This is a genomic window from Primorskyibacter sp. S87, from assembly GCF_049801055.1.
In the GTDB taxonomy this organism is placed as follows: Bacteria; Pseudomonadota; Alphaproteobacteria; order Rhodobacterales; family Rhodobacteraceae; genus JBNAGF01.
Genome location: NZ_JBNAGF010000006.1, coordinates 72331 through 84209 on the forward strand (window position 1 = coordinate 72331; position 11879 = coordinate 84209).

The window sequence follows — 11879 nt, forward strand, 5'->3', positions numbered from 1 at the left end:
CCCTTGATCTCAAACTTCGCCATGCGTGGCCCCCATGTTTGCCGTCAGCGTCGCCCGCAGAATGATCATCTCGTCGCGACGACGCTCGAGCAGTTCAGCCTTCGCGGCCTCGATCTGCGTGTCGGTCGGTTCGTCGTTGCCAATCATCGCCCGCACGTCGGCCTCTGCGGTCTTCGCTGCATCGTCTGCGAACTCGCGCAGGGCGGCGTTGATTTCGTCGGCCTGTGCTTCGGTCATTGCATAAATCCCTGTTCGCGCAGCGCCGCGATCTGCGTGTGCACATGAGCGAGAACCGCGTCCTGCACCTCTTCGCGGCTGGGCGGTCGATGCAGTTCGAAGGTCAGGCGTAGCCAGATTCGCGCGAGGTCGCGGTCGTCATCATCGCAGGGGCAGTCGGATTCGAAGAACTCGATCACGGGTGCAGTTCCTTCAGTTTGGCGGCGATGCTGTCCATGAACTGTTGATAGTCGGCATCGGTCGGCGGTCGCCCCAGTATCTGCCAGAGCAGCATGAAAAACGGATCGTCGGGGCGATCCTCGCGGTCGTCTTTTGGGGCGTCGAACGGCATTACGGCGTGAACCCCTCTACATAGGCGACGTGGCCGGGGTGAACCTGTTGCCAGCCCGCAGGCATGATCGCGCGCAGGGCGAGCGACGCATGCTGCGTCATCGACTTGACCTTCGCCGACCCGTCGAGTGCGTCGCCGACCTCGATGCTGCCGTCGTTGTCAACGCCGGGCACCTGATCGGGCGTCGCCGGTTCGCCGGGCTTGCTATGGCTCATGAACGGCGGGGTCGTGTCGGCGTCGTTCGCCATGACAAGCGTCGCCTGATCGCTCAGGCGGAACTGCGGGTCATCGAAGGCGAAGCCTAGGCTGCTCGGATCGACGGCGATCAGTTGATCGTCGGGCACGGTCGTCGCATGCAGCACGCGCATGCCTGCGATCTCGCCGTTCATCAGGTCGTCTTTCCAGACGAAGTCGCCGTTGCTGTTCGATTGCAACATCAGGGCGCTGCGTGTCGTGGTGGACATGATGATCGCAATGCTCGTCGCCCGTGCGCCGATCAGGGCCGCAGCGAGCGCCTGCAGGGCCGCTGCAGTGTCTTCGACCTTCGTGCCCCCCGTGGCGGGCGTCAGGGGCGTCAGGCCGTGCAGCAGGCCGCGAGGCTGCAGGGCGGGCACCGCGTCGTCGCTAGACAGCAGAACGGCGTCTAGGGCGATTGCGGTGTCCTGCGTGATACTGCGGCTCAGGACGGCGCGCATCGGTTCGATTGCGCTGCGTGCCAGTTCTTCAGAGAAGACGCTGATCACGGCCATTTTGTGCGCGCGCAGGGCCACGTCCGAAAACTGCCCGTCCCGAATCGGAATCGAACTCATTTCCGAGACGAAACTGCCGGGCAATGTTCCTTCCTGCCGGAACGGAAAGACGATCTCGTCGCCGACCTGCGCGCCGTCGAAGCTGAGATCGGTCGCGGCTGCCAGTTGCCCGAAGATGCTCGTGTCGGTCAGGTTGCGAAAGATGTTCGCCTTCACCGGGGCGACAAGAGCTGCGCCGCCGTCAGGGGCGCTCGTCGTGTGCCCGCTCGAGTGACTTTTCAACAGGTGCCCGAGTTGCGTGCGAAAGGCGACCTCGTCGCTGCGCGGGTATAGGTCCGACAGCACGGCATCGAGGTTCCGGCGCTGAACTTGGCTCAGGAACACGGCCTGCGCCGCACGCCCGAACAGGTCGTCGCCGTGAAACTTCTGTTTCGTCTTGGCGGCGGTCTTCTTGTCGGCCTGAACCTGCAGCCGGGCATTCTTGGCCTCGAGGGCCTTGATCCGGCGTGTAGCGGCCTTCAGGGCGTCTGTAGAGCGGTTTTCGACCTCGACTACCTGCGGGGCCTGTTTCCGGCGCTGTAGCGGCGCTGTGCGCTCTGCAAGGGCGGTCAGGCGCTCGAGCGGGCTGTTGTCGGTCATTGTGTTGATCCTTCGATTGCGGCGGTCAGGTCATCAAGGGCCGCATCGAACGACTGATGCGACAAGGCGCGGTTCGCCGTCATCCGTTCCTCGAGGTCGTCGATGCGGGCGTTCAGGCGCTCAATCGCGCCGAAGGCCGCCTGATGGTTTCGGGTGCGAGCGATGTGCGCATCGCGGGCGAGCGCGACGAGCCATTTTGCGAGGCCGCCATAGGTCACGCCTCGCTTCTCGTTGCCCTCGAAGGCGGCGTTCAGGTCGGTCTCGAGGTCGCCTGCGACCGACGTGATCAGGCGTTGATCGTCGGCGGGCAGGTCTTTGAACAGGTCTCGGGAAAATTCGGTGATCATGCGATTGTGGCCTTTCTGCGGAGTGCGATTGCGTCCCGGTAGGCGGCCTTTGCCGCGAGAACCGCTTCGTCGTTGTCTAAATCGGCGTCGGGGGATTGCTCGGCACACTCGGACACGGCGCGTTGTAGCGTCACGAAGCGATCAGCCTCGGCCATGCGGGCGGCGGCGCGGGCGATGTCGGTGTGACAGGCCTTCAGCGCCGTCAAGTGAGCCTGTGAGGCGTTGTCGAGGGCATCGGCTGCCCGTTGCAGCTTCTGCCGGTCCAGCGCGTCTGCGGCGCTTCCTAGGCGGTCGTGCTCCTGCTGCAGGGCGATCACCTTATCGACGAGGTCGTCAGAGTAGCCTTCGGGGGTCTCGTCGTCACGCAGGCAGCGGGCGAGATAGCGCAGCATGTCGGCCCGGCCTTCGTCGAGCACGTTCGCGAGTGTCGTGTTCAGCGTGTGAATCTCGCGGGCGATGTCAACGCGGGCACGGCGAACTTCATTCGCCTTCGTGGTCGCGCCTTTCCGGCGATGGTCTGTCTCTTGAAGTAGAAGTTTCGTGGCCCTCTGACGCGCAGAGGCGAGATCGTTTTCGAAGGTCTGAATTGCGCGTCGGATGTTGGTCACAGTGGGCCTCTTGATGTTGGTTCGAACAGTGTCGAGCGTGACGGAATGGTGCCTGTCAGTTAGCATCGAGTCAATCGAAATTCATGAGTCGTTTCAGGCACTTATGGGAGTGTGATACATGGGAGTGATAGGAAACACCGCGACGCCAGAGCAGCGAATGTGGCTCGCACATCTCGGGCTTTGTCTGGGCTTGGCAGTGACTGGGCGAGCCGTTGACGGGCCTGTCTCAGAGTTCGAACTGAAAAGGGTGCGCAGGTATCTGACGAATGGCGAGGCCGCTGAAGTCGCTTGGCAGATCGGGTTCGACGGCGAGCAATTTCAGAGGTCGGTCGATCAGCTTGCCGCGCAGGGGTGGCCCGCCGACAACTTCGTCGCAGCGCGCCGGATGTTCTCGAAGCGGGGTCGCCAGAAAGGTAGCGGGCCGCGTCACGCTTTGACCTGTGCCAACTGCGGCGCGAGTTTCGTCGCAGGCAGCCCGGCTGCGCGGCATTGCTCGGCCTCGTGTCGAAACAAGGTTGCCAATTTGAAGCGACGGGCGGGCTAGTCGCCGCCTGCGAGCAGGGCTGCATCGTCGGCGTCTTCGCTCGTGTAGCTGTCGATTGCTTGCGCTGAACGGAACGCTCGACCGCGTGAGTGCAAAGTTTCCAGATTTGCAGGGTTCGTCAGCTTCAAGGCCCGGCGTAGAACCATTCGCTGCCCGAAATTCTGGTGAAACATCTGCGCCTCTGGGCTGGGGCCGCCCTTGCGCGTGGCAGTTCCGGCATCGACCCAGCCCAAAAGATCGGCAGCCTGACGCAATTGCTCGCCCAGCGTCTCGAGTTTGGCCAATTCGGCGACCTGCACGAGGTCATATGAGGACCAGTCTTCGGGCGATCTGTGTGTGACCACGGCTCGAAACCACACCTCTTCTTCTTCGGTCAGGGGAATATGGGCGGGCGGATCGAGCCTGATCCTCGTCAGGGCGATCAATTCGCCCTTCCTGTCGGCGGCGCTCGCGCGTTTTCGTGCCATTTTGCACACTCCAAGGTCAGAATCGGTGCTTTTTCGCACTATAGCGCAGAACTGGACCTATTCGAGGGCGTTTCGTGAGTCCAGCGAATCACCGAAAATTTGGACTCAAAGGTAGGGGCGGGATTACTAGAAGTAGCCTGACCTTAGACCCTCCCCCAACCCTTGATGTTTGTTCAGATATTATCGTTTAATATCAGGGAGATAAGGGGTAGGGGGTGGCAGGGGTAGGCCCGGCTCGTGTGCGCTCGTGTCCAGCCGACGAGGCGAGGGTCTAGGTCTAGGGGTGCGCGGGGCTGCTCGATCAACATCTCGTCGAGGGGCTAGACCCAGTCGTCAGGTAGCCCGTCGTTGTTCACCGGCCTGCGCCTGTCCGGTCGGTGTGTGCGTTCGGTATGGCAGCCGATATGAAGCAAACGCACGTTGCTCGGGTCGAGTCTGCGCGCCCAGTTCTCTTTCAGCGGTTGAATGTGATCGAGTTGCAGGTGCCTCTCGCCCGGTTCGAAGGGGCGGCGGCAGTATGCGCATCCATGCGGGCGCAGGCGGGGCAGCATCCGTGCCCTGAACGCTCGCCACTCTCGCGACTGATAGAACTTCTGTGTGTGATCGCCTCGATACTTCATCTGATCGTTCCTTCGTTGTTGTTGGGAGTGTGATGATTAGCCAGCCCAGCTATTCAAACTCGAGCCGATGCAGCGGCATGCTGATCTTGATCTTCAAGCGTTTGAGTGCGGCTGCCTGCTGTTTCTCGAGATCGCCGTCTTTCGGGTCGAGCCTGAGCCAAAATCTGATGGGTCTCGATTTAGCCGTGACCTGCAAAACGGCTGCTCGGGCGGGTCTCAGATCAAGGAATCCGACTTCTGCTACAGAAGGTAGCCAAGAATCGGCTCTAAGGGCCGATTCCCCTATTATAATAGAGTAATTATAAGGGAATCGGCCCTTAGAGATTTCGCCGTTTTTGCGGATTCCATACATCCCAGCACCTAAATACCCCTCTGGGGCGCTACTGTTTGTAGCTTCACGCTTTCTTTGCCGATTGTCCTTCATCTGTTTCCGCGCCCGCTTGACTGCCAGTTCGCGGGCCTGCTCGTCGGCGATCCTTTTCTTACCCTCGAGCAGTTCCTGATAGATCGCCCCGACCCGGCCTGACACGAGACCCGCGAGCGTCACCGCGCCCCGTGTCCCTCGCACCTCGACCCCGGCGGCAGCGGTCCTGAAGTCATCGTCATCGGCCTCGCCCTTCAAGCTGTTCAGGGTCCATAGGTCATCGACAGGCAGATCACGCGACGGGTGCGAGGTGATGATGTCCAACAACAACGGCGAACTGCCAGTTCGGCGATGAACGCGGAACCTGCCTAAACCCTGATCGAAGCTGCCGTCAGTAACCGCGCGCCGGATCATTTCGGCGTTCGGGTCGGGGTGCCGCATCATCGACAAGGCGCTCGCTTCGCCGCCGCGATACATGCGAACCGCGCCCTCGCTTGTCCTGATCATCCGGTCGATCCTGACCTGCAGATAATCGCCGTCGTCTGCAGGCAGTCCGAACACGATCTCTGAGATGAACTTCGCAGCGAAACTGCTGATCAGCTTCCTGCTGATGACGATTCCCCGCGCGACGCCCTGCGCGACATTGACGCCCGCTTCTTTGCCCCACGTCACCACGACCACGTTCGGCGGCAGAGGTGCCAGCGCAGCCGCGAGCGCCTTCGGCATGATGACCCCGACATCGAACTCGCCGACGCCCTGACCGTCGTGCTGTATCGCGCACGCCTCGATATAGGCCCGCATCCTGCGAACCCAGCGGTCGAACTTCGGGCCTTTCTTGCTGACCTGCCCATAGCCGACCTGCGAGTCCACGATCTGCCTGATGCGCACGGCGTCGGGCACGCGATAGACGCCCTCGTCTTTCGTGACCGTCAGATCGGGCAACCACTGTTCGACGATGTCGGGTTCGGCGACGGCATCGAGAACCACGACGGGCACATCGGTGATCGTCTTGCGGGTCAGCGGCACACGCCGCGCGGGCTTGTAACCGACGACCGTCATGTCGCCGATCTCTTTCGTCTTCGCCCGCACGCCCAGCAGTTCGCCGGTATTGCGACCCGTCTTGTCGATGTCGCCCCACGACTGGGCGAGCGCCTCGAGCAGTTCCGCGACCCGCAGCAGCCGGGCGTTGTGCCGGATGATCTTCACCAGTTCGTCGGGCTTCAGGTCGGGCGGCGCATCTTTCGCGCCCCCGAAGGCGGCAGCCCTGCTGACGTGCCACATCTCTTCAGTGATCTGCGCCCCGTGCCGCCGGGAAATATCTCGAGGTCGCACAACCATCTTGCGCACGGCATCGAGCGCCTGCGCGACAGCGCCTCTGCCGTCTGTCAGCAACGAGAAGTCGATCTCGCCCTTGCCCTTCACATTGATGACCCGCGCAGGCCCTCTGAGCGCCGTCAGCAGCGTCTCTGCGTCTACGGGTTCCCATTCCCCCAGACCATCCCGAACCCGCGCCAGAGCGCCGCCCACGGCGGCGACAGCGGCCATGTCACGATCACTGATCGGATCGTCGCCGATTGCGCGCCGGTAGGTTTCGATTGCGCTGACATCGACGGCGGCCTGCCAGCCCTCTGCAGCCGGTGCGGTGTCGCTGATCACGATCCGCAGGTCATCGACCGCGCAGAACAGTTCGGCGTCGTTCGTGATCTGGGCTTCGGCAGGTCGCCATTCATCGAGAACGACGAGTGACGCTTCGGGCAGGTGAACTCGCAGCCCCGTTCCGTCACTCGTCGTGAAGACCTCGCCCTCTGTCGAGATCGCGGCCCTGATCTCTGACGGCGGGCTGTTCGAGGTGAAGAACGCCCCCGCCAAGATGACGACGAGGGGCATGTGCTGCTTGCCAGTTGCTGCCAGCTTCTGCCCGTGTGCGCCGCACATCGGGCCTTTTCGGTTCGGGTTGTTCCGATGGTATGGGCAAAGCCCCGTTTCCGCGACGCCGCAAACGTCCTGAACGCTACCCCCCGACCGCAGTGCGGCCTCGACATCGTGAATCCGTCTGCACATCGGGAACATTGGCGACTTCGGGTCGGGCTGTTCCATGCCCCGCCACAAAAAGACCCGCGCCGTTCCGATCTGGGCGCGGGCACGCTCTTCGAGTTCTGTTGCTAGGTCCATCGACTGCACGATGAAGTAGACCCGCTCGCCGATGCGTCTGCGTTGCGAACCCGGCGACAGCAGGTCAATCCCGCTTGCCCTCGGGGCGACCGTGTCAATCTGCTCGATCAGGGCGAGCGCCGTTGCGATCATCTCTTCGGTCTTACCTGCGCCGACGCCGCGCATGTCGAGGTGCCGGTCGGGGGTCCAGTCCGCGTCAACCCAGCCCTCTCGGGCGTGCCTGCGGGGCGTCAGGGGCCAGTTCAGGGCAGGCGGGGGCGCAGGGTCGTCTATGACCTTCAAGGCGTCTCCTACGCGCCCTGCGCGGCTCTGACGCTCGAACTCGCTGATCGTTTCCGCGATCTGAGGGTAGTCGATCTCGCGAGCGTGCTGCGCGTAGGCCTCGCCCCTGACCTCTGCCGCGAGTTTCAGAACGGGTTCGAGTTCCGCCCAGAACGGCGACAGGTCGGCGTCGGGGCCATGCCGCCAGAAGAACGACGCGAGCGCCTTCATCACATACGGCCTGAAGTGCCCTGCAGCTTCGTTGTCGCTGCCCGCGATGTCGAGGTAGCCCCGCCAACCCTTGCGCACCTCTTCGACGTTGTAGCCCGTCTCTGCGGCTTTCCCGGTCGGGTGTCGCGCCCCGCCCATGCCAAGCCGTGCCGTCTGCGCCTTCCATATCGGATCGCTGTCAGGCGGCAACGTGGCGAAGGGTTCGCCCTCGAGGATGAACAGGCGGTCGTGCCCGACCGGATCAGGGGCGACGCCGCTGCTGTCTTCGAACTGCGGGTTCGCGACGTAGACGTGCTGCACGGTGCGCATCGGGGCCGGGTCGCAGCCTATGTTGATCGCAATCGCATTGCCCTGATCCTTGTCGAAGTGCCGGTCAGTCAGGCAGAACAGGTGCAGCTTCGGCTTCGGGTCGCTCCATACCGGATCACCGCCTTTCGTTGCATCCCAGAACCCCAGACCGTGCGAACTCGATAGCTGCACGACCATCTTCGTTTTCCTGATCCATTCCGGCAGCGTTGCCCGATACCGGCGGGCGATCTTCTGGGCGTCTTTGGCAGGATCGAGGCCGCGCCAGATCGCCGGGTCGATGTGATCGGCGTCGATGATGATCCACCGGCGCGGGGCGTCTTTGTAGGTCGCGGGTTCTGTGACATGCCCCCCGTCGCCGTCTGCAATCAGGTTGCCCATCTTGTCGCGGGCTGGGCGCTCGTGCAGGCGCTTCTGGCGGGCGATGTCTGTGTTTTGCAGGTCGAACAGGGGTTCGCCCCTGATGACAGCGAGGCGGTCGTTCTGGGCGACGGTCTTCAGGATGTCGAACAGGCCCTCGATCTTCGTGAACGACGCCTGCGTCGTCTTGTAGAGGCGACTGTTCGAAAACGTGCCTGTCAGCGTGATCTTGTCGCCGTCGATAAAGAACGACTTGCCCTGCGTCTCGCCCGGCCTGACCTCGAGGATCGTGATCTTGTCTTCGAGCGGGTCGGGGGCGTTTTCAACGAGTTTCAGGTGTGGTGTGGTTTTCTGCATCTCTACCGCATTCTGTGTTGCGGGCAGGCACCTGCAGCTATACCTTGTGGATCAGCGACGATCTTGGATAGCTGCAGCGCAAGCCGCAAATGTTCCAAACAGGGCCTCGAGGAAACTCGAGGCCTTTGGCCGTTCATGGGTTCGTTGCTGTTAGTCCGATCAGATTAGCTGTCATGGGGATTGCGGTCGAGCCTTTCATAATGCCGGATCGACTCCGACTTAATCGACACATGGGCGAGACCCAGTTCGGTCGCGATCTGCTTCGCCTCGTTGAAATACTGATCTTCGATCACAATGCCGACGCCCAGCATGTCAGCGCACCTCAACTGGTTTCGGATTTCGAGGCGCTTGCGCATGGTCGCGAGTATGTGAGGCATCAGTCTGCCCCTTCGTGTGCGTCAATGAACTCGTAGGCAATGTTGCGCTCGACGCCTTCGACCCCGCCGGTGTTCAAAGCCGCGATGATCGCGGCTTTGTTCTTAGACAACCACGAGCGAAGGTCTTCGAGGCTCACGGTCGAGGTCTTGCCCGCAGCACCTGATGCGAGTTCGGCGAGGATGTCATCGGCGAAGATGTCGAGGGTGATCCGCAAGTCGGGCTTGCGCTTCGGTTCAGGTGCCGGTTCAGGCTCGGGTGCCGGGTCAGGCGTCGGTTCAGGCTCGGGCGCTGGGTCAGCCTTGGGGCCTTTCGATGAGTTAGCACCATTGGTGCTAATTCCCTCGACGTCAGGCTCGGGCGTCGGGTGGTCCGTTTCGGCGGTTCCGCCAATTCGGACCACTGTGCTTTTCGACACGCCTGTCAGTTCTGACACACGCCGCTGCGACAGGCCGTATCCAAGCAGTCGCCGCACTTCGCTGTCACGCTGCTCGATCTGCTGCCGCTTGGCCTCTGCCGTCAGTTCGCGGATTCTGCGCGGCGACAGGTCCAGCGTCTCGCCGATCACGTCTGCCGACAGACCGCACTTGCGCAGGTGCTCTGCGATCCGTTTCCGCTGACTGGGCGTCAGGTCTTTGCCCCGGTCGGTGTTGCTGCGTATCCAATGGCGGAACCGATCAGCGTCGGCATCGTCGCCTTCACCTAGATCGAGTTCGACGACCTGCGGCACGATCTCGATGCCTTCCTGCGCCAACTTCTGCACGGCAGCGAGGCGGCGATTGCCAGACAGAACTGCGCCGGTTTCCTTGTCCTTCAGAACGGTGCTGTCAGGCCGCCAACCATCGACGCGCATGCTTTCGACCAGATCATCGACGTTGCTTTCACGCGCTTCCTGTATTCTCGAATAGGCGTTCGGGCTGAACATGCGGTGCCCGCCCTCGAGGCCAATGTTGAACGGGAAGTCGATCTGCTTTCCGCGATACTTCAGGTCGGCGACTTTCTTGCCGGGCTGCAGCGTGACGCTGTCGCCGTCGATGTCGATGCCGGTCATCTCCGACAGCGTGTCTTGCACGATCCAGAGGGTCGCATCCTCGGCGGTCTCGAAGCCGAACCGAGTTTTCACGCGCTCGAGGTCGGATCGCAGTTGATAGTCGTAGGTCTGCGCAATGCGCACGGCAGATACGGGCGAGCCTGCCGCCTCTGCGATGCACTCGGCGACGTGCCCAGCCGCAAGCGGGGCATACTGAGGTTTGGACATCAGGCCCGTTCCTGACCCGTGGTCTCGAAGACGGGCAGGGCGGCGACGAAGGCGCGCAGGTCGCTCTTGCGATACAGGGGGCGGGTTCCGACCCGTGTGAACTTCGGCCCGCCGCCGTTCCGGCGCTTGCGCTGCAGGGCGGGCTTCGAGGTCGGGTAGCCCAACTCGTCACACATGAACTCGACCGTCTCGTCGAGGGTCAGCAACTTGTCGTTGTCGGTCATCATCTTTCCTTTCGGTGGTCAAAACTACACTCAGGCCTAGGGCGGCTTAGGTGATGCCGTCAAGTGACTGTTTTTCAACGGTTATCACACTCCCATACGCAAAACGCCCGCATCATATTGAGCGGGCGCGATAAAAAGCGAAGAGTGTGATACAACTATTTGTTCATGAACGAAAATCGCTTCTGAACTGTCATGCTCGAAACGTCACGGGAATCACGGGCGAATCTTCCCCGACGATTCGGGCGAGTTCGGCCCCCCAGAGGGTCGCGACGTGGCGCATCGCGGTCTTGCGCTGCGAGCGGTTGTAGATGCCCGCGACGCCCTTGCGCTTGTGCATCATCCACTGCTCGGCAGCATCGACATCGAGGTCATCGACTGCGTCGGCGAGCAGGGTCGAGTAGGTGCGCCGCAGATCGTGCAGAACCCAGCCCGTGACGCCGCTCAGTTCGTCGAGGCGATCCTTCGCTGTCGAGGTCACGGCGACCGGCCCCCCGTTCCGGCCCCTGAACACGAGATCGTCGTCGCCGATCTGGGCGAGGGCGAGATCGTTCAGCGGCAGTTCCCAGCGTGTCGCGGCCTTGTTGCCCTCGACCGCGTCAGCGACGATCAGCGTCGCCCCGTCGATCTGATCGGCGGTCAGCATGCGGGCGACCGTGGCCCTGACCGGCATCGCGACGAGGAACCGAACGAGGCGACCATAGGCCCCCATCTGCCCGGCAGCTTTCCAGACCTTCGCCAGTTCGTCGGGCGTCAGGTAACGCTCGCGCGATTCCGACCCGATCGGGGTCTCGACGGCGAGGGCGATGTTCATGTCGAGCAGGCCTGTCGTGACGCCGTGCCCGAGAACCCGCTGCACGACGCCGAACGTCTTTTTGCGAACCGATGCGGCGTAGGGCGACATGTCGTCGATCAGGCGGTTCAGGCGACGGGCGTCGATGTCGGCGGCGATGGTCTCGCGGCCCAGCAGATCGAGGGCACGGTTCGCGTCTTTCTTCTCGCTCTTGATCGAGGTCGGGCGCGGTGCCCGCTTCTGCCGCCGCAGGCCGCCGGTCTCGAACTTTGCGAGGTAGCGGTCGGTCAGGTCGCCGAACGTCACCTGCGCGGCTCTGGCAGCCTCTGCAGCGGCGACAGGGTCTTCGCCTAGGGCGAACTGCACGCGCAGCCGTTCCGCCTCTGTGCGGGCCTGTGAGGCGGTCAGGGCGACAGCGTCGCCGATGGTGATCGTGCGCCGGGTGTCGGTGCCCTTGATTCGACCCGTGAAGGAATACTTGCCGCCGCTCTTGAAGACCCGAAGCTGAAAGCCCTTCAGGATCGTGTCGCGAAAGATCAGGTGATGGACGCCCTCGGGCACCTTCGCCCGGCGTGCCGTGTCTGCCTTGATTTGCGTCGTCTTCGAGATCGTCTTCTGCGCCATGTCGTGATGCCTCTG

The 11879-nt window shown here is 62.6% G+C and carries 14 protein-coding genes; all 14 read right to left on the reverse strand.

What is annotated here, in order from left to right; all coding sequences use genetic code 11:
- Positions 1-9: 9 nt before the first annotated feature.
- The 14 genes from ACP15U_RS11860 to ACP15U_RS11925 all read right to left on the reverse strand — a co-directional run bounded on the left by ACP15U_RS11860 (position 10) and on the right by ACP15U_RS11925 (position 11864).
- Positions 10-237, reverse strand: coding sequence for a hypothetical protein (locus tag ACP15U_RS11860; protein ID WP_425045355.1), 228 nt, complete (start codon positions 235-237; stop codon positions 10-12).
- Complete coding sequence (locus ACP15U_RS11865; RefSeq protein WP_425045356.1) at positions 234-416, reverse strand: hypothetical protein; 183 nt, start codon at positions 414-416, stop codon at positions 234-236. The genes ACP15U_RS11860 and ACP15U_RS11865 overlap by 4 nt, the downstream gene beginning before the upstream one ends.
- Entirely contained in the window at positions 413-568 is a 156-nt protein-coding gene (locus tag ACP15U_RS11870) for a hypothetical protein (protein WP_425045357.1), read from the reverse strand. Before ACP15U_RS11870 ends, ACP15U_RS11865 begins: the two co-directional genes overlap by 4 nt.
- Entirely contained in the window at positions 568-1956 is a 1389-nt protein-coding gene (locus ACP15U_RS11875; protein WP_425045358.1) for a phage major capsid protein, read from the reverse strand. Before ACP15U_RS11875 ends, ACP15U_RS11870 begins: the two co-directional genes overlap by 1 nt.
- Positions 1953-2303, reverse strand: a complete 351-nt coding sequence (locus tag ACP15U_RS11880; RefSeq protein ID WP_425045359.1) for a hypothetical protein — start codon at positions 2301-2303, stop codon at positions 1953-1955. Before ACP15U_RS11880 ends, ACP15U_RS11875 begins: the two co-directional genes overlap by 4 nt.
- On the reverse strand, positions 2300-2977 hold the full coding sequence (locus tag ACP15U_RS11885) for a hypothetical protein (protein WP_425045360.1): 678 nt from the start codon (positions 2975-2977) through the stop codon (positions 2300-2302). The genes ACP15U_RS11880 and ACP15U_RS11885 overlap by 4 nt, the downstream gene beginning before the upstream one ends.
- 160 nt (positions 2978-3137) lie before the next feature.
- Positions 3138-3401: a hypothetical protein gene (locus tag ACP15U_RS11890; RefSeq protein WP_425045361.1), complete on the reverse strand. Its 264-nt coding sequence runs from the start codon at positions 3399-3401 to the stop codon at positions 3138-3140.
- A 50-nt stretch (positions 3402-3451) separates the two neighbouring features.
- The gene (locus ACP15U_RS11895; RefSeq protein WP_425045362.1) at positions 3452-3922 is read right to left on the reverse strand and encodes a hypothetical protein; all 471 of its coding nucleotides are present in this window, start codon (positions 3920-3922) and stop codon (positions 3452-3454) included.
- A 320-nt stretch (positions 3923-4242) separates the two neighbouring features.
- Complete coding sequence (locus ACP15U_RS11900; RefSeq protein ID WP_425045363.1) at positions 4243-4542, reverse strand: HNH endonuclease; 300 nt, start codon at positions 4540-4542, stop codon at positions 4243-4245.
- A 49-nt stretch (positions 4543-4591) separates the two neighbouring features.
- Positions 4592-8593, reverse strand: coding sequence for a hypothetical protein (locus ACP15U_RS11905; RefSeq protein ID WP_425045364.1), 4002 nt, complete (start codon positions 8591-8593; stop codon positions 4592-4594).
- 164 nt (positions 8594-8757) lie between these two features.
- Entirely contained in the window at positions 8758-8970 is a 213-nt protein-coding gene (locus ACP15U_RS11910; RefSeq protein WP_425045365.1) for a hypothetical protein, read from the reverse strand.
- On the reverse strand, positions 8970-10226 hold the full coding sequence (locus ACP15U_RS11915) for a hypothetical protein (RefSeq protein ID WP_425045366.1): 1257 nt from the start codon (positions 10224-10226) through the stop codon (positions 8970-8972). The genes ACP15U_RS11910 and ACP15U_RS11915 overlap by 1 nt, the downstream gene beginning before the upstream one ends.
- A complete protein-coding gene (locus tag ACP15U_RS11920; RefSeq protein WP_425045367.1) occupies positions 10226-10450 on the reverse strand; it encodes a helix-turn-helix transcriptional regulator in 225 nt (74 codons plus the stop codon). The genes ACP15U_RS11915 and ACP15U_RS11920 overlap by 1 nt, the downstream gene beginning before the upstream one ends.
- Before the next feature lie 190 nt (positions 10451-10640).
- On the reverse strand, positions 10641-11864 hold the full coding sequence (locus ACP15U_RS11925; RefSeq protein ID WP_425045368.1) for an integrase arm-type DNA-binding domain-containing protein: 1224 nt from the start codon (positions 11862-11864) through the stop codon (positions 10641-10643).
- Positions 11865-11879: the final 15 nt, after the last annotated feature.